Below are 24,224 nucleotides of genomic sequence, written 5' to 3'. Positions count from 1 at the left end.
GTAAACACTTTTTTTATTTTATCAAGAGTAATTTTTTTGTTATACGATCAGTTCCATTTTGTATGACGACAAAGTAAACACCCGGAACAGCAGCTCTTCCCATCGAATCGTGTCCATTCCATGATGAAATAAAACAGTTTTCTGTACATGATAGATTCAAATCAATGATATGCTGTCCCTTCGAATTATAGATTGCACTCTTACGTACGTTTGAAGACATACTCATGTTATGAAATTCAAAAGAAATGCTTTGCTTTAAAGGATTAGGATATGCGACACATAATGATTTGTCGTGTTGATTTGGATCATCTAAACTTGTTCCAAGATAGATCAATGAAACAGAATTTGAATTATAGTTCGTTACACCCAATGCATTAAGTTCCGGATAATATTCAAGACCCGAAGGACCATTATGACCACTTGAGATAAGCTCAGCTGTGTTCAGAAAATCATGATCAAATTTGTAAATCGCGCTTTCTGACCACACGGATATATAGTAGTACCCGTTGTCATCTTCTGTAATAGCATCTAAAGAACCAAGATTTGGATACGCTATTTCGGTTACATTACCCGTCGTGATATCAACAGCCCGAACAGGAGCATAATCTTCCATACAGCACAGGATCAATCGTGCATTTTCTTCATCATACGAAATTCCAACCGGCGTTGGCAGGTCCGTCGCAAGCGTCTGTGATTGACCGGTATTGAGATCCAATGTGAAGATCTTCCCATTATTCCAATCTGACGCGTACAGAATGCTATTGTTGTCTGTTGTTATATGACCAAGTCGCTGAGCTCCAACAATATAATATGATTGTACCGTCGTTGAACTCTGCAAATCTATCTTCTTAATATAAGAATTTGACGCAACATACAAAGTGTCACCATCCCTCAGCATACCATGAGCATGAGTGATACTGGATTTAAATAATGTCTGATTGTTATCCTGATCGATTCGTATAATATTATTACCTGCCCAATTTGAAACATAAAAGCATACATCTGCAGGATAGTAGATCATATCCTCGGGACCGTTCAATAGATTCTGCGCCATGCACGGCATACATATCATCAAAAATAAAGCAATAGCTATACCCTTTTTCATGAGACCTCCATACATTTATTACATTTTTTTGGTTAATCCTCGTAACAAGTACGTTAACTCGACATAAAAATCATCTTCTGGAAACTGCGGATGTAAGACATATTGATGAATGATCCCATACAGCGATTTGAAGAAAAAAGCTGCCGCAAGATCAGGTCGAACATCATCATAGAATATTCCTTCCTGAACACCCTTTTCAAAACAATCCTGAGCAATGGAATCTATATCCAGCGGATCTGCTTTAATATCATTGATAACACCTGGACTTAGCTTGTCTCTGTCATTATGTATCGCAAGATCACATTGCTGTAACAAAGAGTAATATATTGGATTATCCTTGAAGAACTGAAGATAGACCTTTGCCAGTTCTATAAGTTTTTCATATGGATTTTTGTCTAGTGAACGAATAGCGAGAAAATTTTCAGATGCTGAAGAAAACGCTTTTATTACAACTTCTACGACGAGGTCTAATTTGCTTTGAAAGTAGGAGTAAAGGGTTCTTCTTGTAAATTCTGCTCGTTGTGCAATCTCGTCCATCGTGACTTCTTCGACACCCTTTTCGGTAAATAGTTGCCGTGCTGCTTCAATGATCTCGTTCTTACGTCTAAGCATTTCTCTTTCTTTTCTATTCATATCATCTCCGGCGTTACGCCTGTGTTTTAATTACACACGTGTGTAATTTAATGCATGCCTGAGAAATGTTGTCAAATTTTCTATATTTTTTTATTAGTATCTATAATGTATGATTATTGTTACCACTTCTTCTCTTTAGGAATGATCATACTGTATGTAGTACCTGCTTCCTTCACAAGCGATATTTCTCCCTCGAGTTCTTTTATCAGCATTTCTATTAGTGACATACCGAGTGTGTCTGGATTTGGGAATTCTATATCCTTTGGAATACCAACTCCATTATCTGATATCGAAATCTTAATATCCTTATCCAGATCTTTCAATTGTATTTGTATTTTCCCCTCTTCCCTTTCTTTAAATGCATATTTCATCGAATTTGTGATGATTTCATTAATTATGAGTCCTATCTTTCCAAGTCTTTCGGTATCAATTATCACTTCATCCAAGAAGTACTCAATATCAATTTTATTATAGATGTCATAATTTCGTTTTAATTGCCCTGCAAGTGATTTGATATACTTCCCGATCCCCACGTCAGAAAGGTATTCAGATTCAAGCAGTATCTCATATGCCTTTGCCATAGCAAGTATTCTATCCTGGCTTACTTCAAATCCTTTGATCGCATCCTCTTTGGTTTCGATCTTGTATTGCTGAAGCTGAAGAAGACCGGAGATCGTTTGTAAATTGTTTTTCACCCTGTGCTGTATTTCCCTTAATAATACTTTTTTCTCTTTAAGATCTCTCTGCAATTGTTCATGTGACTGTGCATGTTGTATTGCAAGTACAATTTCCTCCGATATGAATGTCAGAATATCGATATCCTCTTCGGAATACAATTCAGGATCATCATAGCTCTGTACAACGATCGCACCAATTACATTGCCATCCGATTTCAAAGGTGCTCCAAGCCACAGATGTGCTGGTGACCCGATGATCTCTATCAATCCTTCCTTAACAAGCTTATTCTGTACATCTTTGGATGCAAATAATGGTTTGCCTGTTTTTATAACATAAGCTGTGAGGGTTTTCCCAGCAGGAAAGGTTTCAAATGTATCTTTCTCATCCACTTCAAAGGGTAATGAAATCGTGTCGCTTTTTTTATCATACAAAACAACATAGAAGTTAGTTGTATCAATAACGCTGCCAAGGTATTCTCGAATTTTCATATAGAGTTCATGCATATTCTCTACAGTATTCACTGCATGGGAAATATTATACATTGCCAACTGTACTTGTTCTGCTTTTTTTCTTTTTGTTACATCTCTAACATCAAAGACAATACTCTCTCCGTCACTATACAAATACAGCGTTCCAGAAAACCACATTTTTTTTCCTTGTATTTTAAGAGAGTATTCCATCTCCTCTTTTTCACCAGTTTGACGTACTTTTTCTGCGAGAATCTCAAATTCATTTGTAATAGATTCTGGCATAATTTCTCTTACCGTTTTTCCGATGAACTCGTCAGGATTTAACAAAAGACTACTATCAGGTTTGCAATGAAATTCAACATATCGATTATTTTTATCATGTAATAAAATGATATCGCTCATGGAACTTACTATTGTCCTGTACTTCTCCTCACTTTCCCGAAGTGCTTCATCAGCTTTTCTGCGCTCTGTTATGTCTCTGATATTAAGCACAATACCCTTAATCTTGGGATCATTCAAATAGTTTGTACCTATTGCTTCTAAATATACCCAGTGACCATCTTTATGACGATGTCGATATACATTTCGGACTTTTTTATCAGGATATTTAAGAAGTTGATTGAGTTTTTCTCTCATTGGTTCTACATCATCTTTATGAATGTGATCAAATCCACTCGTACCTAAAAAGGCTTCAGGGGAATAACCAATAATACGTTCAACAGATTCACTTACATAGAGTTCTTTTGCATTTTCATCGATGATAACAAGTATATCATTGGAATTTTTTATCAGCTTTCGATACTTTTCTTCACTGGCTCGCAAAGCATCGTCAATATTCTTTTTTTGAATCATCAAGGCTATCTGATTCGAAACATTGGAAAGAATATCTTTCTCATGTTCAGTATATGTGTTCGGATCGTGATAATTCTGAACAACGATCGCACCAATAATTTTATCCTGAGTTTTCAGTGGAACACCAAGCCAAATCTCGGGTAATGTCCCAAGTCCTTCAACAATGCCCGATCTCTGCATATCTTCAATCTGTTTCTTGGTTGCAAGAAGTGGTTCACCGGTTCGAATCACATGTGCTGTAACGGTCTTTTTCATAGGGATTGCAGTTACTTTATCCTCTTGCTCATTGTAATAGATTAATTCCTTGAACTCATTCTTTTCATCTATATCATAAGGAATTGAAAGGAGGTCATTGTCTTCATCATAAAGACCGATAAAAAAGTTAGAAGTATCAATAATCTTTCCAAGGTATTCTCTTATTTTGTCATACAAGACATCTAGATCATCACTTTTGTTTAGAGCATCAGAGATTTTATAGAGAGTTTCTGCTATTGCACCGGCTGCTTTTCGCTCAGTCTGATCAAAAATATAACCACGAATAGCAACCAGTTTACCTTTCTCGTTCCTATCGAGTTTTGTAAAATCGTAGATATCGATATAAGATCCATTCTTTTTCCTGACCCTGTACTCCTGCGAATAGGTATCAACCTGATTTCGTATGTTGCTCTTCACCTCTTTGGTGATTCGGTCAAGATCATCGGGATGTATAATGTCTGCATAGGTGAAATCCTCGGAAAGCCACTCGTCCTTGTTATACCCCAAAACATCGACGATGTTTTGAGAAACATAGGTAACAGGCCAATTTTTCTCAGGAGACCAGACAATAGTTAGTACGGGACCTTCTGAGAAAAGATCTCGTTCTTTATCAAGTTCAGCTTGAGTATTTTTCCATGCTGTAATGTCTTTAACATTTTCGATGACACCGATAATATCTCCATTTTTATCGAACATTGGATAGGATGTAAGTTCGAGCCATCCTCTTGGTGCTTTTTCAGAACCAAGTGGAACTTGTTCCATAAACTTTTTTCCCTCTTTTAGACATTTTATGGATGGACACCAGGGGCAGAGTGATTTTCGTTCCTGATAAACCTTATAACACTTCTTCCCTACTAACGGCATGTGCTCCTGATACATTTTTTCCATGATTTTATTCGTGTGGAGGATGTTGAATTCAGAATCGAGTACAGAAATGCCATCCTGGATAGCATCTAACACATTTTGTAAAAAAAGCTCATCAAAACGCAGTTGTTGCTGAAGACTGAATCTCTTCTTAGCCATCAAATCTCCTGTGAAAATTGGACGATAAGAACATTAGAAAATAATAAATTGGATTAAATATACTGAATTTGTTTAGTAAACTAAGTTTATTCTTGTCAAATTATTCTAAAAATATCACAAATTTTGTTTAATAAATGAGATAAATTAACTCTTTTTTAGAATTTGAGTTTCTTCAAAATTAAACGTATTTCCGGTGCAAAGGTTCCTTGTGGATAAACAAGCAGGTAATCAGTATAGTATGTCTCTGCCTTTTCCTCGAAACCAAGCTGTAACATACAGTCTGCAATCCTGTATATGCAATATTCAACGTAGGGACTCTCATTATTTTCAAGGACTTGTTCATACAGAACTGAAGCAGTCTCATAATCTCCTTGATCAAAGAAATAATCTGCTACCTTCATGCCCGTATAGGAAACTGCTGATGAATCCTGAATAACCGCAGCAAGTTGATTGTAGTCATCCAATATTTTTGGGGAATTATTAAAATACAAATCATAAAATAAATTACGAGAGAAACTTTGAACATCAGCATTTGCATGAGCTAGATGCAGTTCTTGATTGATTGTTCGATACATATCTCCAATGTCATTTACATATAACGACTCATAATCATGAGTAAGATATTCTTTTGCCAATGTATCAGCTTGAGCAAAATCACCTCGTAAGATCATTGTCTGTAACAATTGGGTTTTTGCCAGATCTTTCATATCCTTACTATAGGGCTTATTGTGAAGGACATCATTTAAAACCGCCTCACCTTTTACGTAATCTTCTTGCTGTAAGTAACATTGTGACAGCATAATAGAAAGACTTGCTTTTTCGTTATTGGCCAACGCAAATTCTAACGCTTTTTCAAGTGAAAGCTGAGATTTCTGCGTATCTTTAAAGTAAAACAACTCGATCATTGCTACATTCTTGTATACATTATACATCACGTTTAGGGGTAATGCAGCTTTGGTATTTTGGTAAAGATCAATAACTTTCATATAATGTTCATAGGCTTTTATATGATCATTATTCAGGAAATGAAGCCCCCCTATCCTATTTTCAAGAAACAGAATGGTTTGGTCGTCCGCCGTTGTTTTTAGTACTTCTGTAAGACACTGAATTGCAAGATCATATAATTGTTGCTTTTCAGCTATTGTTGCCAATTGTATCAATGCATCATTTCCCTGAGACTGATAAAGTTCAAAAGCCTTTTGATATTGCTTTGACAGCACGTAGAACTCACCAATCAGTCTATTTATTTCTACACCTGGCTTATCATTTTTATACGCTTGAAGAATTGTTAGTATCTCCTTGGTTGAGAGATCAAGTTTCTCGATTCGATACCTGACATTACTATAATTTTTTTCATCAAGAATGTTGAGATATTCATCCATTGCATCATACGGTCTATCCATTGCCTGGTAAACCTGTGCGAGCTCTTGCGCAAAGAGCTGAGAACTGCTTGATTCTTCTCGTGCACGCAGATACAATCGTACAGCATCCTCATACAAACTATAACGCTGGTAGAGTTGTGCTATCTGTCGTGTTACTCCTGCATTTGTCCGGGCTTCAATGAGCATACTCTCAGCCAGGTCATGTGCCTGATCGAGATTATTCTCCTTGAGAAGCAGCTCCATCTGCGTAATCTGGTAATAATTTTTGTTAAGATATTCTTTCTCCCGGCTAAGCAATACTTTGAGCTTATCAAGATTATTTGTTCTAAAGTATAAATAAACTAACCTGCTTATTACTTGACCGTTATGAGGAAAATCTTCAAGTAGTTGATTATATAGTCTTTCTGCTTCCTGGCTATTTCCCTGTTGTTCATAATGCAATGCTTCACGAATCTTTACCTGAAGTATTGCCTGGTCATCAACAGCATAAAGTACTGACGCAATAATGATAAAAATTATGCAAACAAGGATTGATTTATTTATTATTTTCATGCTGTATTTTTTCCAGGTATTCTTTGATAAGACGATGATATTCTTCGGGATAATTCTCATTAATGTATTTCAGAATATCCCTAACTTCCATATTTGTTGTATCAATGATAAGATCATCAGGAACTTCCCATGTTTCCTGGTTGGGAGTTTCGGACTCTCTTTTCTTACTGTAATCCCTTTCATGAATGGAACGTTGCGCATCCAAAAGTCGAGATAGAATATTTTCCTGCTTTCTGATGACCTGATCGTCGATAATGCCCTGCTGAAGCTTATCAACAACCTCTTTTAAATCCCCTTTCAATCCTTCCATATTACCAAGCAGTTTTTCAGCTTCGGGGTAGTCTCTCAGCATTCGTTCGAAATTCTCCTTGATCTGCTGCTCATTACCTGCAATTCTATCCAGCATCTGCTTTTGTTCGTCTGAAAGTCCCATTCCCTGGCTCTGCTGGCTCATGAACTGCTCGAGTAGTGCCTGGGTAAGCATATTGATCGATTGCTGCCCCTGGGACATCTGTTGAAGCTGCTGCAGAAGTTGCTGCATACTTCCACCAGAACCTTGCGGCTGCTTGCTTTTTGAAAGAAGAAGATCAATGATCATAAGATTTATTGAATGCAGGATATCAACTTTATCTTGCTCGATATTTGCATGGCTATTCTCAGAAATTCTATCAAACATTTTCTCAAAGTTATTGAGTGCCATTGCTGAATGCGGAAAGAATTTTGGATCCATCATGAGGATCATCATCGGGTCGCGGAAAAGCGTATTTACTGAATTTTTAATACCTTCATACATACTGATCTCTTGATCGAGAATATCATATGTACTGTAGGATTTATCGAGAAAGATCTCCTGCTTTTGTGAATAATAAAGGAGTTCATTCAATGTCTTTTTTAACAATTTCTGAAACTCTGTGAACAGAGATGCCTGCATCTTCATTTGCGCCATGCAAATTGAATTTCTAAGTTCTGAAAAACCAACCTGAATATTGGTCTGTTCCCTCTTACACTGAGGATTATCACGCTTGAGCATTTCTACAGCTTTTTGCATACTATCTGAAAGTTGATTCTGCGTTGCTTGCTGCAACCCTTTTTCAAGTTCGTTGGCAGCATTCTTTTCATTATGAGCAGCCAGTTCCTTTGTTAACTCTTCCAGCTCTTTTTTAAGAGACTGATACCCTTCCTGGATGTCAGATTGGGATTGAGCTAATTCACTTAAATCCTGTTTTTTATCTATCCTCTCTGATGTCTGTTTGTTTAGATCTTCCTGAAGTTTTTCCAATTCTTTAGCTTTTTGAAGCGCTTCCTGTAATTTTTGCTCGAGCTGTATGCTTTTGAGCAGTTTAAGGGTTTGCTCAAGCTTCTTATTAAAATCTTCCTGTGAAAATTTGAAGTTATTCAATGCATTCTTCATTTGCTCAGGAGAGATCTTTTCCATCTGCTTTTGAAGCTCTTTCATTGCTGTTTCAAGTTCAGGAGATGAGATATCCTTCATTAATTCTTGAATTTGCTTTAATTTCTCAAGCGTTTCCCGTGCAACTGCATTGTTCTTTTCGAGTTCATCGACAAATTTCTCATACTCCTTGGCAGCCTCCTCTGCTTTTTTAGCAAGCTCCTGCTGCTTTTTGATGACCTCTTTCAGATCCTCCTTTTGCTGCCAGTCCATCTCTTCATTTTTCAAGAACTTACGTCTCAACTCATCGAACTTCTGTTTATTTTTCCTCGATTCTTCGAGAGACTCACGCATATCATCCATGTTCCCCGATTGCTGCTTTTGTATTTCATCATACAGTTCTTCGATCGAAGGGAATTTCAAGAGGTAAATCTTTGTTTTTGCTGTTTGTGCTTCGGGTACAGTACAATTGTCATATACCTGCAAATAATAGAATATCACATCTCCGGGTAGAAGATTCTGATCTGTCACATCAAAGTTATAACTCGCAGTGAGTGTGGTAATTCCAGTCGTATCAAACACTGTTCTGGAAATATATTCACCATCATTTTTCTTGTAGAGAATATCTATGCGGTCTACCCCAAAATCATCAGAAGCAGTGAAATCGATCCGTTCCTGCATATTCTGAGCAAGGATTTTATCACGTGCAGGGAACATGATCTCGATCTTGGGTTGTAGATCTTCTTCAGCAAAAATAGTTCGCTCAACAATATTGTTCGTATTTCCCAGAATGTCCTTAAAATAAAAATGATAACTACTACTTTTATCAACGGTAAACGCTGTTCTATAAGCGAATTTCCCGATTTTTGTTAGCTCGTGAGTCGTACCATCAGAAAAGACGATCCGATAATCAGTCAGTTCGTTATTGACAATTAAATCAAGTACAATTTCAGTACCTTTGATCGCCACGATCTTTCCTGAAATGTCTTGGTCAACTCTGTCAGTAAGTTTCGTGTAAGCTGGATAGTCATATCGAATTCCCAGATTCTTCACAATTGGTTTTTCGAGAACCTCGATAGTAAAAGTGTCTGAGTTTGCATATTCATTAGCAATAGTGTACCTGATGTTCTCTGTAACATTGTAAATCGTATGCGTTGCTGTATCGAGCTGGAAATCCTGCCATCGTTTTTGCTTTTCAATATTCAGGATATATGATAGTTCGGGATAGAAATTTATAACATCAATTTGAAGAGAATTTCCCTTAAGAATCCTTGCATTACCCGGCTTAACAATAATAAAAGAATCATATTTTGGTGCAAATGAGGATGGATGAAATATTATGTTGGAAGAAGTTTTCAATACAATTGGGTTAATGAGTAATACAATAATAAGTGCCACCACCCCAAAAAGAAAAGATTGAAACGCCCTTCTTAGTCCAAATAACTGAAAAATATCTTTATATGAGAGTTCGGATGACCTTTCATCTGCATCTTTTCTTGCTTTATCCAGAATTTCTTTCGAATAGTCAGAAAGGTCAAATCGTTTGTCTAATTCGTAAGCAGAAAGAATGATCTCATTTTTCTCAGGATTCGTTTCTGATACTTTTCGAGCAATTGTGTGCATGCTCGGGATATTTAAAAGAAATCTAATGATAAAGACAATGAACAATAAACCCGTTATGATCTTCGATGCCAATGACCAAAATGTCAAGGGTTCATAAAATTCATAAGATGTTGTAAGTTTAAAGCACAAAAAGGAAAATAGAATGAAGAAAAGTGCTAAAATCGCGATCAGGTAGAGTATGTTCTCAAGAAATAGATTGAGAACATATTTATTTCTGAATGTGCGTAATACGTTATTATATTTACTCATGAAAAATCAAATATGGAGCCACCAGCGGGATTTGAACCCACGACCTACTGATTACGAATCAGTTGCTCTACCAACTGAGCTATGGTGGCTAAATTAAATAAAAAATACGAAGCCAGTACAGTACGACATCAAATACATCAACTGATTTTAAAATCAGTTTTCTAAAGAGCGAAATGAGGGTGACTATCTCAAAGCACTTCACTCTAAGCTACATATAAAGAACACTCTATTCTTCAACTGATTACGAATCAGTTGCTCTACCAACTGAGCTATGGTGGCTGTAATACGTAATCAACATACTATACGTAAAGTAAGAGAAAAGCTAAGGGATAGGTTTGGTTGTCAAGTTTTGGAAAAACAAGTGCAAAATACTTTTTCAGAACTGTATTTACCTCTTCCCGAACCACGGCCCTTCATCGAGAACCTGCAGAAAATAATCCCTGTCACCTTGTTCTTTGATGAGTTCACCAGCACTTTTCGCCAGATCATAATATTCCTCCCAGCTGTCGTCATCATTAAGGGCAAGAGCACGAGCATACTCTTCATAAGCAAAAGCGAGATCAAAATCATCAAAACCGAATTTCTCGGTAATACTCAGGCAGTTCTTTGCATGATGAAGTGCCGGTTCTTTTCGCTCAAGGATCGTATAGACATGTGCAACCATCCATTCCCCACGCTGCATATTTATCGGCTTCCCTATGATCGACCAATGCATGAGTGATGCATGCGCAAGATTGAGCATTACTTCGTTCTCTTCATAGGTACGCTCCGGTTTATCAAGAAAATCCCAGGTATTGTTGAAAAATTCAACTGCAAAGATTTCGTGCGCCTGGTCAAGAGTATACTTTTCGAGTGGTTCCTCTGGTGGTTCATCTGCAAACAGGACATATGTGCTGAATATAATTATGAAAATCAAAACAATTTTTTTCATTTTTTTTCTCCATATTTTTTCTTCGAGTTACTATCCATTCATTCCTTTAAGATGTCAATCTAAAAATTTAAGAAAAAATATTCTTAATATTTGACAATCCAATTTATTTCATACCTTGTATGTATAAAATCAAAAAAGAGGAGTATGAAATGGCAGATATTCAACAGGATCAGCAAAAGAAAAAAGAATTATATGAAAAGAATTTACATAATATCAAACATATAATCGTTGTTATGAGCGGCAAGGGTGGTGTTGGCAAAAGCACTGTTGCTGTCAATCTTGCTTACGCACTTGCTGGAAAAGGAAATATGGTTGGGATTCTCGATACCGATATTCATGGTCCTTCAATCGTTAAAATGACCGGTACCGAAAATAAAAAATTGATGGCTCAGGAAGGGCAATCCCCCACTCCGGTAAAGGTTACGGATAACCTCGTTGTTCTTTCAATTGCATCGCTTCTGCAAGACCCGGATGCGCCCGTTATCTGGCGTGGACCCATGAAAATGAACTTGATCAAGCAGTTCATGGAAGATATTGCATGGCCCGAACTCGACTACCTTATTGTCGACTGCCCTCCCGGAACCGGTGACGAACCATTGAGTGTTATTCAAATCCTCAAAAATATTACAGGTGTTGTGATTGTATCCACTCCACAGGAAATTGCGTATCTGGACGTTCGAAAAGCAATCAATTTTGCTAAAAAACTAGAAATTCCGATACTTGGTATTGTAGAAAATATGACAGAGATCGTGTGCCCTCACTGCGGACAGCACATAGAACTTTTCAAGCCAGGTAGTGGCGAAAAGGCATTAAAGGATTTCAGTATCGATTTGCTGGGACGCATTCCCTTTGACGTTCAGGTTGTACTATCCGGAGATACAGGAACTCCCTTCATTCAAAACTTTGCAAACTCAGAAGCAGGAAAACGATTTAACGAAGTAGCGAATAATATCGAAAAGAAACTCTCGTAATTTTAACGACGAATCTGTTTTTTTGTACCCTTTGGTATTTCGATAATAAATCGCGTTCCCTTATCTACATTATACGTAAATTTTCCCTTCAGTTCCTTGATCATCATACTCACAAGTGAAAGACCAAGCGTTTCGGTTCCCTCAAAATCGATATCTTTGGGTAAACCTACTCCATCATCTGCTATTTCAAAGTAAATTATATTATTTTTTTCGTATACGGACAGCTCAAGACGTCCCTGCTCTCTTCCCTGAAAAGCATATTTAAAAGCATTGCTTACAAGCTCGTTAATGATCAGACCGGTTTTACTCAACTCCTGGATTTCCATTTCGCAGTTATCAAGATAATAATCAACAAAAACCCTGCTTTCAGGATCATAAGAGAACTTGAGTTGCCGTACAATACTCTCGATATATTCAGGAACATTCACATCAGACATATGTTCCGAGTGCAGGAGAAGCTCATAGGCACGTGCCATAGCCATGATCCTGTCCTGGCTTGCTTCAAATGCTTTGATTGCATCTTCTTTTGTTTCGATCAGATCCTGCTGCAATTGAAGAAGACCGGATAAGGTCTGGAGATTATTTTTTACTCTGTGATGGATCTCACTCAGAAGTAACCTATTTTCTCTCAGCTCTTTTTCGATCTTTTCTTCTGCTACCTTACGTTCTGTGATGTCTCTTATAGCAGCTACTCTAAGTTTTTTATTATCAATAATAACATCTTTGGCTACAATCTCTATCGGTAAACGTGTTCCATCTTTTTTTACTGCTTCAATTTGATAAGGATCAACAGACTTGCTCTTAAAATATCCAAAAATTTCCTCATGGAATTCGTTGGGTATCGCCAACTGAAAAATACTCTTACCAACTACTTCATCTCGAGAATAACCAAACATTTCCATTAGAGATTGATTTGTGTCAATTACTACACCATTATCATGAATCAGAATTCCTTCAAAGGTAAGGTTGGAAAGCGTCTTGAAGCGTTCTTCGCTTTGCTTTAATTCTTCTTCAGCTTGCTTACGTTCTGTAATGTCAACATGAACACCAACTGCTCTATGTGGAACTCCATCTTTATCCTTTTGATAGGATTTTCCTCTACCTGCTATCCATCTCCAATCTCCATCTTTTGTTTTCAGTCTGAATTCAACTTCATATGGCTGCGCTTTCTTAACATAATTTTCAACTTTTGATACAATGGTTTTTCTATCATCAGGATGCAAAAGTTTTACCCATGTTTCTAATTTCATCGGTAGTTCACCTGTTTCATAGCCCAGCATTCTATAATAACAAGGGCTGAAATAGACATCATTTGTATCAAGATTCCAATCCCAAAAACCATGCTCTCCAGCATCCATTGCAAGTTCCAATCTTTCACTTACTTCAAAGAATTCTTTTTCTGCTTTTTTTCTTTCTGTAACATCTCTTAAAACTCCTGTAATCCCTATTATTCTTCCTTCACTATCTTTGATTGGACTTCCATCTTCCTCAACATAAGCAATGCTTTTGTCTTTTTTCAGAATCCTGAAGCTTACAGGAGGGAATATTTTTCCAGTTTTTAAGGTTTCCATAAATTGAGCACCAATAATATTAGCGTCTTCCTTATGGACAAACGTTTCAAACCTTTTACCAAGAATATCTTCTTTAGAATAACCATATTTTTTGATCTTTGGAGATATAAATTCAATCTTTCCTTGAGGAGATAATGAATAGAGTACATCATTTGTATAGTTTACCACCCTTTCATATCTTTCTTCACTTTCTCTCAAATCCTCTTCAACTTTCTTTCTTTCAGTGATGTCAAAAAGAGCACCTATCGTTTGCAGTAATTTGCCATTTTCATCTCTTTTGAATGCAGAGGTTATTAACGTCATCCACTTCCAATCTTTACCGGTTGATTTAATTCTGATATCCAAACTGAATCTATCCAGTTGCTGATCACTATTCAATTTTTCAGTTTCCTCTAAAACTCTGGCAAAATCGTCTTTGTGGATAACTTCTACCACATTTTTGTAATGCATTTCGGGATAGCTTTTAACTAATTTTTTGAAGTAATTCTTATGAACTTCATTAGTCCAGATATTTTTACTCTTTTGATGGTCATAAATATATAATAAAGCTGGTGTAGTTTCAGCGATCTTATCGGCAAACATTTGTGCTTTTTTAAGTTCTTTTTCCGCTTTTTTACGATCTGAAATATCTCTGCCGATAACAAGAACTTGCTGTTCACCAGCAATCTCAGCAAATTTTAAACTGTTTTCAAACCAGATCAACTCACCATTTTTCTTTTTTGCCAGCCATTCAAAGTATTGCGCACCTTCTTTCACAGCTCTACGAATAAATTGTACTGCCTCCTTCTGAGTATAAGGCGGTTCATTAAGACTAAGATCACCAACATTTAACTTTCTTATTTCATCTTTGGTGTAGCCGAAAACATCAAGAGTAGCCTGGTTTACATCGACGATTTCCCCTGTTTTCCCATCATGTATAAAGATGCAGTCCGTCGAGTTGTTATAAATTGCTTCATAACTTCTTTTAGACTGTTCAAGAACTTCTTCTGCTTTTTTCTTTTCAGTGATATCTCTAATTGCAGCAACTCTATGTGATTTTCCTTTTATCATTACCTCTTTTGCAATTACCTCGATAGGAAAGCGTGTGCAGTCTTTTTTAACAGCTTCGATCTGATATGGTTCAACTATTTTGCTTTGAAAATATCCAAATATCTCTTTATGAAACTCTTTTGGAATAGCGAGCTCAAGCATGTTTTTACCAATGACTTCCTCCAAAGTATATCCAAACAAATCAAGCAATGATTGATTCGCATCAACGACCACACCATTATCATGGATCAAGATACCTTCAAACGTTAAATTTGATAATTTTTTAAAGCGTTCCTCACTTTCTTTTAACGCTTCTTCTGCTTTTTTTCGTTCAGTAATATCTGCAAGAGATCCTACGATTGACACGACTTTTCCATTTTCAACAATAGGTGACTCCCTAACTTCAACGATTATCTTTCTGCCATCTTTACGCTGTAATTCAAGTTCGTAAATCGGCTGGCGTTTTCCTATTTTAATTGCTTTTTCGGTCAGTTTGAATCCCTTTTCGTTTATCGGATTATCCGTTGCAAAATCCGTCCAACGTTTCATTGCTTCTTCTGGCTCACATCCCAGTATTTCACGAACTTGCGGACTTACAAATGTGATTTTATGATCCACTGAGTGTGTATAGAAAAGATTTGTGCTGTTCTCAATAATATTTCTCAGTTTATTTTCACTTTCCAGTAAATCCTTTTCGGTTTTTCTCTTTTCAAGTATCTTTTTGTGTACTTCCAGAGCTCTTTCGATTGCTGGTTTAAGTTTAAAGAGTTTATGCTTAAGCACATAGTCCCAGGCTCCTTCTTTAAGACACATGACGGCTCTTTCCTCATCCAGCGTACCAGTTACAATTATGAATGGTATATCTGGGTATTTTTGCTTGACTATTTCAAGCGCTTCCAGTCCATTGAACTGGCGCAAGGAAAAATCAGAGAGTATGATATCCGGCATATAATTTTCAAGCAGATAAATGAATTGCGTTTTATCATGTGCGACTGTGGTATCATAATTCTTATTAATTTTTTGTAACATACGTTGAATAAGTTCAGCATCAGCGAGATTGTCTTCCAGGATCAGAAATTTTATTGGATCATGCCTTTTATTACCCATCTAATTGATTACTCCTTCTCGTACTTTGCAATTTTATACAGTAAAAACCATATTATTAATAATCAATTTATTTAATCCGTGTCAATTAAATCATTAGAGAGCGATATCATGTATCACCTTCCTCATCTTCAGGATAATCACCGTGCCTTTGGGTTTATTATCCTCTACATATACTTCTCCGCCGTATTCATCCATAGTCTTTTGCACGATATACAACCCGATACCGGTATGTCCTGCAGGTCCGTAATGAAATCCTTTATGAAAGATATGACTCTTGATCTCATCGGGAATACCAATACCGGAATCTGCAATGCGCACAACGCAGAAATTGTCTTCATCGGATATTGTCACATCTAACTTATTTGTTCTCCCGTGTTTCACAGCGTTGCTCACAATGTTTCCGATAACTGAATATATTGCCCTATCAGCAAATACTGCACCTTTTCCGTTGATCTTTGAATCCAGGTATGAATACTTGCTTAGAACTTTTTCTATAACGTTTCTTATGTCATATTCATCGAGTTCTGCATGCTCACTCAAGAAGTTCTCATGTTCGCGTTGCCATGCAATCGTATCGAGACTCATTTGCACCCGTTTCTCAATTTCATCGAGCAACGATTCATCCTGTTCATCTCTAAAAATATCAACAGCACTCTGGATTACGACGAAATCATTTGTAATGTCATGACGGAGGATGGAGTTCGCAGTTTTGAGTCTATCTCTATTGAGGTTTAAAGCTTCCTCGGCTTTAATTCTATCTGTAATATCAAGAAAAACTGTAGCAAATCTATCCTTTTCAGGTGAGAAAGCAGAAATATAGAAATGTTTATCCAGGGGTTCGAAATATGTTTGAAAACTAAATGGTTTTTTAGTTTTTACTACCTCAGCATATTCTTTTAGATATGGTGCTTCTTTAGTTTTATATACATTTGTAGCAAGTTGATTTTGAATAGTCTGTTTATTTAAGCCCAAGCTCGTTTCATATTTTTTGTTCACATCGATAATCTTATAGTTTATTGGTGTTCCAGTTTCATCATACACAAGTTCATGTAAGCATATCCCTTCATTCATATATTCATAAAGGGATTTAAACTTCATTTCACTATCTTTAACTTTTCTCTGGTTCTCTAATCTCTCAGAAATATCCTCAAAACTTTCAATAGCTCCTATTATGTTCCCCTGCTTATCCCGCAAAAGATCTGTATTTTTCAGCACATGTTTCTCAGTTCCATCCTTACATCTGATTATACATTCAGCTCCCAATATTGATTTTCCCTCATCAAAGACGCGACATACATCCCCGCATGTATTGATAGCAAAAACAGAACAGGACTGACCAATGATCTCATCAGCAGCATAACCAGTGATCTTTTCGCTCATCGGATTCCAGCTCGTTACAATTCTATCCGTATCGACCGTGAAGATACCGTTTGGAACTGTTCTCGTTATCAGTTCTGCCCGTTCTTTACTCAGTTCAAGTTCTGAAGTACGTACATCAATGATACTTTCGAGATTATCTATGATGTTCGAGTTCTGGAGGATCAACGCAATGATACTTGAGATCATCTTAATGCTTTCAAGTACAGCCTGGATATTCCGGTCATCATAAAGATCGAGCAAGAGTATACTGCCGATCCTCTGAGCACTTACTTTGAGAGGGAGCACACCGATCTTTTCTATGGAATATTTCGAAAGAAAGCCTGTAAGCACGTTGTTAGGTACTTCTTTATCTAAAACTTCAACTTCATCGAAAGACTTGATTTCAGAGATAAGAGCATTTATATCAGCACTTTCATATTGTTTCTTTCTTCTTGCCGGTTCTATGCTCAGAAGTGTATCTTTGTCTGTAGAATTATTCTTTTCGTGCTCGATCACAGCCACTGCTTTCACGCCGATAAGTTCACGAATAGTCTGTGCAATTATTTTACTGCATTGTTCTGAAGATGAAGCGAAGGTGAGCAATTTTTCTACTAAATCAACGACAAGAAAGTCATATGCTCGAGTTCTTGGTTCATTATGTTTATCAATTTCTTGAAATTTCTTGAGTGAGTTCTGAATAGATTTTTCGATATGCTGCAGATCAGTCTTCAAGATCGAATACGGCAGATCGCAGTATTTTGATATTTTTTCCAGCTCTTTTTCCGGAATCGGAGAGAGTCCGATATCAACGTATATGAGCTGTGAATGCATCTCGTGCATAAAATCTTTGGCATTTTTTTCGTTGAGTCCAAGCCAATCCTTGAAAACCTTTTCCCATCTTCTTGTCCATTCGTGTAACAGGAAAAAAGCACCTTGTCTTACCAGCTCGCGGTATTGTTCAGATCCGAGAAAAACTTCTACGCAGTTCATTCCTTTTACACGTGAGATATTTTCATTGGTCTCAAGATCAACCATATTTGCATGGCAATCTCCAAAAACAAGTAATGTTTTTTCATCTTTCTGGATCAGTGCATCAAGTTCAGCTTCAAGCTTCTCAGGATGCATATGATTATGGGAATCAATATATGTAAATGGAATTGTTATTTTGCCTTCCTGCTGAAGTTTTGTGATCGCTTCTTTGAATATCGAACACGCTATTCCTTGTATGTTATCCATCAAATCTCCAGTCTTCTTCAACGAAGGTATACAGTGCCTGTAAGGTTTCAAGAGGAGTATCATAAGCGACATCAGCATTTGATGTTCCCAGTATGATCTTCCCTGCACCGGTCATCTGCTTTTTTTTATGTTCACACACTTTTTTCATTTGCTCTGCATCAAAACGCCAGAGATTGGGACCATCGAGATTGCCAACAAGTACTGGTCGCTCCCTAATCTCTGATCGAGCTTCAGAGAATGAATCTTTATAATCGATAACAAAAGCTGCGACATTAGAAAGGTTTGCAAAATTCGAGATGAAATTGTTCATTTTTGCTCCACCGTGATGAAGCACGATCGGACCATTGATCTGTGAAAATGCAGCGTTGTAATACTGTAGTGTTTCTTTTTGTATGAGATCCCGAGTGAGGAACTCAGGATTACTGAAAATAACCGGTACAACAACAAAATCTGCCCCGGCTTGCAGCTGGATATTAGCCCATTCCACAAAATATTCGATAAGCATTTCAATTAATTTTCTGGCTTGTTTTCTTTTAAAAAGAAAGGTATCGAGCCAACCTTCAATTCCCATGAGAAGAATTGGGAAATCAACCGGACTGCTTGTGGGAGCTGCAATAGGAATGATGCCTTTATACTGATCTGCAAGTCGTTGTATCGAATCAAGAAAATACGTGTGAGGTGGAGAGGTTTTGAGTTTGGGAATCGTGAAAGTATCGATCTCATCAGCATTAGTTAGAACAGGAGCCGTAACATTTGGAGGATTTTTGGGGAAATAGATGATCTTTGAGCCAAATGCGTGTGCTTCCAGGGGGATTGAAAAGGGAGAGAATATAATATCAGGCTGTATCTTTTCCACAACCTGCTGCTGCCCCAAGAGATATTTTTCTGCATCATTATAATACTCTTTCAGTGGGCATGAAATCAGTTTAGCTCCGTACATGCTCAGGGTTGCAGTAAACATCTGGCGGTCCTGCTTTTCACCGGTCAGGACTGCACCTAGTCGCTCCTTACTATTCATCTAGACTCCTTGCTCTGACTCTTTCCAGAGTTGTTCAAACAGCTCAGGAGCTTGTAGTGCACTTGGTGCTGTTCCATCTCCTCCCACATCATCTACAAGGGAAGGTCTTAGTTTGAACACAGCTCCACCTACCGCAAGTTTCAGTGTATCTTCCAATCCCCTCTGGTCGATACATTCTCTTAAGCTCTTGATATTTCTTGCAGTGGTGAACATCATTGCAGACACCCCAACCACCCTTGCACCAATCTCTTCACATTTATCTACAATATCTTCTGCAGGAACATCATTTCCCATATCCACAACCTCCCAGCCATTTGCCCGTAAGAAGGTTCCGACCATTTTCCTGCCAAGAGAGTGATAATCATCTTCGATGTTAGCAATAACAACAGGGCCTTTTTTGACTTGAGGACTCTCATCGGTATCCTGATCCTGCAATATTTTATTCAGCACATCTTCAGCAATCTTCACGGCTACGTATCCCTGAGCCAAGGACACCTTTTCATCTTTCCATAGGTCACCGATCTGGATAAGAACGGGTTCAAGAATGCCGGGTAGCACTTCGCGATACGAGTGTTTGGAAGCCCATGCATCAATGATCTTGTTCGCATTATCCCTATTCGCCCCCAATATTTCGTTTAATAGTTGTTTCTTAAAATCCATGTATAATTCCTTTACGTATACAATTTAAATATAAAATAACATAAACAAACACTGTTTAACAGCTTCAGCAAATGCAATCTGTTTGGAACACTATTGTCTTTTCTTTCAAAATATCTTCTCAATGATGTATCCATATTATTTTTGTCTCATTAAAGATTCTTTGGGAACAGTTATCGTAAAATGTGTGCCATTTTCCACTTTGTAAAACACTTTACCCTCCAGTTCCATCGTGATCATATCCACTAAAGAAAGCCCCAATGTCTTTTCTCCATCAAAACTCACATTTTCAGGTAATCCAATTCCGTTATCTGATATTTCTATCTCGCAACTCTTCTCAGAAATCTTCAAACCCATAAATATTGTTCCCTTATTTCTATCAGCAAAAGCATATTTCATTGCATTGGTAATGAGTTCATTTATTATGAGCCCAACCTTTCCTAACGCAACTGTATCTGCATAGAACTCATCAAAGGAGTGCACAAGTTCGATCTTGTTATGGTGGTCATATGAACGCTTGATATGCTCAGCAACACTGAGAATATATGCACCTAAACTTACTTCTGACATATAGTCTGACCTTAAGAGCATATCGTACACTCGTGACATTGCAAATATCCTATCCTGACTTACCTCAAAACTCCGTATCGCATCTTCCTTAGTTTTAATTGTCTCCTGCTGAAGTTGAAGAAGTCCAAGCAGGGTTTGCAAATTATTTTTTACCCTATGATGAATCTCACTCAACAATACTTCTTTTTCTTTCAACTCTCTTTTAATATCTTGAGTTGATTGTATATGCTGTATTGCAATCGCGATCTCCTCTGAAACAAAGTTCAGGATTTCGAGGTCTTTCTCAGTATAGTGTTCCGGATCATCATAACTTTGCAAACCGATCAATCCAATAACCTGATTGTGAATTTTAAGAGGAACTCCAAGCCATACTGCAGAATGACTACCGATTGTTTCGATCATACCCTTTTTGGTAAGATCTTCTACGACTTCCCGTGCCGCCAGCAATGGTTCACCTGTTTTGATCACATGTGCGCTCATAGTTTTTCCAGGAGGAAATTCTGTAAAATCATCTTTTTGATCAACGATATATGGTAACGTAATCATATTTCTTTCTTCATCATAGAGAGCTACATAGAAATTTGATGTATCAATAATTGTATCGAGAATTTCTCTAATTTTTTTACAGAGTTCCACAACATTATCTATAGTATTTACTGCCCGTGAAATATTAAATACAATATTTTTTATTTCTTCATTCCTTTTACGATCCGTAATATCTTCCATGAAGCCTTGAATCTGAAGAATATTACCTTTCTCATCAAGCAGTGGTTTCGCTTTATCATGGATCCATTTCACCTTATTATCTTTTGTAATGATCCTATATTCAATATCCAAAACTGATTTTATCCTGCGATGTTCAGATATTTTTTGCCAGACATAGTCAGCATCATTCGGATGAATTATCTTTGCCCACAATGTAGTATCTTCTATAAGTTCTCTGGCTGTATAACCGGTAAGTTCATGAGCAAGACCTGACAAAAAGAGACTGGTTGAATGTTCATCAGGAAGGGCTGCATATACAAGGACAGGAACATTTTCATTAATAATACGATGTTTTTCTTCACTAATCTTTAATTTTTCCTCTGCCTTTTTCCGTTCTGTAATATCAGTAAGTGATCCAACTATTGACATGACTTTTCCATTTTCAAGGATCGGGGTTTCCCTTACCTCAACAATGATCTTTTTGCCATCTTTACGTTTCATTTCAAGCAGATAGGTTGGTTGACGTTCTCCGGTTTTAATGGCTTTTTCTGTGAACTCTATGGCTTGCTCATTGATAGGATTATCAGTAATAAACTCTGTCCAGCGCTGCATAACTTCTTCTGGTTCATACCCTAGAACATCACGAACTTGGGGACTGATAAAACTAATTTTATGATCCACCGTATGCGTATAGAACAGATTAGTACTGTTCTCAATAATACTTTTCAATTTCCTCTCGCTCTCTTCGAGTTTCTTGGTTCTTTGCGAAACCATCCGTTCTAGTTGAGCGGTTTTTTGCTTTTGTTCGACACTGTGACGCAATCTGCTGTATAGAACAAATATAAGAGGAAGTGAACCAATAACGATCAATACTGCATGAATAAAAGCTTCTAAGGTTTTTTGTCTGTGGATTGCATCAACTGATGAAATATCCAGTTCAGCCACAGATAGATATCTATTACCTCCTGGACTTATTTCAGGAACAACTAAAGCTCTGAAAATACCCCATCTATCTTTGTGAGTAAATGATCTTATGCAATCATTGTTGTATGACTCTTGGAAGGATGAGTCTGCCTCTTGGTAAATTGTGAAATATCTTACCTCTTCATTATCTGCTAACTCTTGTTCTGTGGCGTTAGAAGATGTAATATATATGTCATCTCCTTTTACTACTAACGTATAAAGAAATTTGAAACCAGCTTTATTTGCAAAATCTGATAAAGCTCGAATATTCTGATCATCTTCATCAATAGAAATACTCTCTTTATCAATAGCTCGATCATGAAATTCCGATGGTAAAATGTTTTTTATTGTTAGAGCACCTATATGCAATCTTTCATCGATTTGCTTTAAAGTCTCTTTTTTCATCTTGATGTATGAATATACAGAGTTACCCAACAAGACTATTATAAAGATCAGAATGGCAATAACAAAGGCTTTCCAGTCCTTCAAAAATTCTTGTATCTGTTCAGTTTTCTTCTTTTTCACTGATATTATCTCCTAAGAAATTTTAACTCATCACCTTTCTCATCTTCAGAATTATCACTGCACCTTTTGTATTATTATCTTCAACATAGACTTCACCTTCGTAATCATCCAAAGTTTTCTTAACGATATACAATCCGATACCAGTATGACCGGAAGGTCCATAGTGAAAGCCCTTATCAAATATCTTATCCTTGATATTATCAGGAATTCCAGTACCATTATCAGCAAATGAAATTGTGCAATACTCTTCATCCGCAGTAATATCGACATCTATCTTGTTAGACTTTCCATGCTTGATAGCATTGCTTATTATATTATCGAAGACTGAAAAAACAGCATTATCAGCATAGATTTTTCCTTTACCATTAATGCTAACTTCAAGTTCTGGGTAATTAATTGTTACTTTATTCAGCACATCAACGATATCATATTCATCAAGCTCTACATGTGCATTTAAAAAGATTTCATGCTCCCTTTGCCGTGCAATCGTATCAAGACTCATTTCAACTCTTTTCTTTATCTCATCGAGCATTGTCTTGTCATTCTCAGTTTCATACAGGTAAAGAGCGCTTTGTATAACGGTAAGATCATTTGTAATATCGTGACGGAGGATCGAGTTTGCAATCTTGAAACGCTCCTCGCTAATTTTGAGTGCTTTTAAAGTTTGTATATGTTTCATAAATGCATTGATGCGCGCAACAAGTTCCCTTTTTTCAATCGGTCGTACAATGTACCCATCTGCTCCCTGCTCCAAACCTGCTGACTGGTCATCTCGAGTTGTTAATTTGCTGGTGATCATAACGACGAACAAGTCCTTTAGAGCATTATCGGACCTTATCTCTTTCAGAATATCAATTCCTGATTCACCATGAAGTACAATATCAATCAGAAGCATATCCGGTTTTGTCTTCTCTAACGTTGAAAATGCTTCTTGAGAATCTTTTGCAATCAATACTTCATATCCTGCATCCTTCAGTATTTTCGAATAGATCTTTTGATTATACATTTCATCATCAACTAAAAGTATTGTACTTTTCATTGTTCTCTCCCTGTTGGATTTTTTGGAAGCTCTACATAAAATGTAGAACCTTTGTTTACAGCACTTTTCACTCTAATCGATCCATTATGCGCATCAATAATTCTCTTTACAATATACAAACCAAGTCCCATGCTCTTTTCCCCACCTGTGCTTTTTGTGCCGGTCTTCTGAAAGGGTTTGAAAAGTAGTTCTCGTTCATCTTTTGCAATGCCTAACCCTTCATCCTTAACTGATAGAATAATACTCTCTTTATTCTCTTCAATTTCAATAAATACATTTGATCCCTTATGTGAATATTTAATTGCATTTGTTAGAAGATTATTGATAACCT

Annotated in this window: 14 protein-coding genes and 1 tRNA gene; 1 reads left to right on the top strand and 14 read right to left on the bottom strand. The window is 37.0% G+C overall.

The window, feature by feature from the left end; genetic code table 11:
- Positions 1–13: 13 nt before the first annotated feature.
- From JW794_08480 to JW794_08450, 7 genes are all read right to left on the bottom strand, one after another.
- The gene (locus JW794_08480) at positions 14–1,105 is read right to left on the bottom strand and encodes a T9SS type A sorting domain-containing protein (GenBank protein ID MBN2018143.1); all 1,092 of its coding nucleotides are present in this window, start codon (positions 1,103–1,105) and stop codon (positions 14–16) included.
- An 18-nt stretch (positions 1,106–1,123) separates the two neighbouring features.
- Positions 1,124–1,738 (bottom strand): TetR/AcrR family transcriptional regulator, encoded by a 615-nt coding sequence (locus JW794_08475; protein ID MBN2018142.1) that lies wholly within the window; start codon positions 1,736–1,738, stop codon positions 1,124–1,126.
- Positions 1,739–1,857: 119 nt separating this feature from the next.
- Positions 1,858–5,016 (bottom strand): PAS domain S-box protein, encoded by a 3,159-nt coding sequence (locus JW794_08470; GenBank protein ID MBN2018141.1) that lies wholly within the window; start codon positions 5,014–5,016, stop codon positions 1,858–1,860.
- Between the two features lie 155 nt (positions 5,017–5,171).
- Positions 5,172–6,950, bottom strand: a complete 1,779-nt coding sequence (locus JW794_08465) for a tetratricopeptide repeat protein (GenBank protein ID MBN2018140.1) — start codon at positions 6,948–6,950, stop codon at positions 5,172–5,174.
- A complete protein-coding gene (locus tag JW794_08460) occupies positions 6,934–10,212 on the bottom strand; it encodes a hypothetical protein (GenBank protein MBN2018139.1) in 3,279 nt (1,092 codons plus the stop codon). Before JW794_08460 ends, JW794_08465 begins: the two co-directional genes overlap by 17 nt.
- A gap of 13 nt (positions 10,213–10,225) precedes the next feature.
- A tRNA-Thr gene (locus JW794_08455) sits at positions 10,226–10,301 on the bottom strand.
- Positions 10,302–10,600: 299 nt separating this feature from the next.
- A complete protein-coding gene (locus JW794_08450; GenBank protein ID MBN2018138.1) occupies positions 10,601–11,143 on the bottom strand; it encodes a hypothetical protein in 543 nt (180 codons plus the stop codon).
- A gap of 149 nt (positions 11,144–11,292) precedes the next feature.
- Here JW794_08450 and JW794_08445 point away from each other — a divergent pair, with 149 nt between their 5' ends.
- Positions 11,293–12,114 (top strand): Mrp/NBP35 family ATP-binding protein, encoded by an 822-nt coding sequence (locus JW794_08445; protein ID MBN2018137.1) that lies wholly within the window; start codon positions 11,293–11,295, stop codon positions 12,112–12,114.
- A 2-nt stretch (positions 12,115–12,116) separates the two neighbouring features.
- On the opposite strand, the gene JW794_08440 is transcribed toward JW794_08445, so the two are convergent.
- The 7 genes from JW794_08440 to JW794_08410 form a co-directional block, all read right to left on the bottom strand.
- The gene (locus JW794_08440) at positions 12,117–15,821 is read right to left on the bottom strand and encodes a PAS domain S-box protein (protein ID MBN2018136.1); all 3,705 of its coding nucleotides are present in this window, start codon (positions 15,819–15,821) and stop codon (positions 12,117–12,119) included.
- Positions 15,822–15,914: 93 nt separating this feature from the next.
- Positions 15,915–18,416 carry a DUF1638 domain-containing protein gene (locus tag JW794_08435; GenBank protein MBN2018135.1) on the bottom strand — a complete coding sequence of 834 codons (2,502 nt, stop codon included), beginning with the start codon at positions 18,414–18,416 and terminating at the stop codon, positions 15,915–15,917.
- On the bottom strand, positions 18,409–19,434 hold the full coding sequence (locus JW794_08430; GenBank protein ID MBN2018134.1) for a uroporphyrinogen decarboxylase family protein: 1,026 nt from the start codon (positions 19,432–19,434) through the stop codon (positions 18,409–18,411). The genes JW794_08435 and JW794_08430 overlap by 8 nt, the downstream gene beginning before the upstream one ends.
- Complete coding sequence (locus JW794_08425; protein ID MBN2018133.1) at positions 19,435–20,094, bottom strand: cobalamin-dependent protein; 660 nt, start codon at positions 20,092–20,094, stop codon at positions 19,435–19,437. It lies immediately after the preceding gene.
- 135 nt (positions 20,095–20,229) lie between these two features.
- A complete protein-coding gene (locus tag JW794_08420) occupies positions 20,230–22,854 on the bottom strand; it encodes a PAS domain S-box protein (protein MBN2018132.1) in 2,625 nt (874 codons plus the stop codon).
- 22 nt (positions 22,855–22,876) lie between these two features.
- Positions 22,877–23,893: a hybrid sensor histidine kinase/response regulator gene (locus tag JW794_08415; protein MBN2018131.1), complete on the bottom strand. Its 1,017-nt coding sequence runs from the start codon at positions 23,891–23,893 to the stop codon at positions 22,877–22,879.
- Positions 23,890–24,224, bottom strand: a 335-nt coding sequence (locus JW794_08410; GenBank protein MBN2018130.1) for a sensor histidine kinase, incomplete at its 5' end; no start/stop codon positions are given. The genes JW794_08410 and JW794_08415, both read right to left, overlap by 4 nt.

Source organism: Candidatus Cloacimonadota bacterium (assembly GCA_016932035.1).
Lineage (GTDB): Bacteria > Cloacimonadota > Cloacimonadia > JGIOTU-2 > JGIOTU-2 > Celaenobacter.
Note: the sequence above shows the minus strand (reverse complement) of the source record. Positions and strands in the feature narration are given on the sequence as shown.

Coding starts and splice junctions, on each gene's coding strand:
- JW794_08435 (MBN2018135.1), bottom strand. CDS start 18,416: ATGGATAACATACAAGGAATAGCGTGTTCGATATTCAAAGAAGCGATC.
- JW794_08470 (MBN2018141.1), bottom strand. CDS start 5,016: ATGGCTAAGAAGAGATTCAGTCTTCAGCAACAACTGCGTTTTGATGAG.
- JW794_08440 (MBN2018136.1), bottom strand. CDS start 15,821: ATGGGTAATAAAAGGCATGATCCAATAAAATTTCTGATCCTGGAAGAC.
- JW794_08465 (MBN2018140.1), bottom strand. CDS start 6,950: ATGAAAATAATAAATAAATCAATCCTTGTTTGCATAATTTTTATCATT.
- JW794_08460 (MBN2018139.1), bottom strand. CDS start 10,212: ATGAGTAAATATAATAACGTATTACGCACATTCAGAAATAAATATGTT.
- JW794_08415 (MBN2018131.1), bottom strand. CDS start 23,893: ATGAAAAGTACAATACTTTTAGTTGATGATGAAATGTATAATCAAAAG.
- JW794_08480 (MBN2018143.1), bottom strand. CDS start 1,105: ATGAAAAAGGGTATAGCTATTGCTTTATTTTTGATGATATGTATGCCG.
- JW794_08445 (MBN2018137.1), top strand. CDS start 11,293: ATGGCAGATATTCAACAGGATCAGCAAAAGAAAAAAGAATTATATGAA.
- JW794_08430 (MBN2018134.1), bottom strand. CDS start 19,434: ATGAATAGTAAGGAGCGACTAGGTGCAGTCCTGACCGGTGAAAAGCAG.
- JW794_08475 (MBN2018142.1), bottom strand. CDS start 1,738: ATGAATAGAAAAGAAAGAGAAATGCTTAGACGTAAGAACGAGATCATT.
- JW794_08425 (MBN2018133.1), bottom strand. CDS start 20,094: ATGGATTTTAAGAAACAACTATTAAACGAAATATTGGGGGCGAATAGG.
- JW794_08450 (MBN2018138.1), bottom strand. CDS start 11,143: ATGAAAAAAATTGTTTTGATTTTCATAATTATATTCAGCACATATGTC.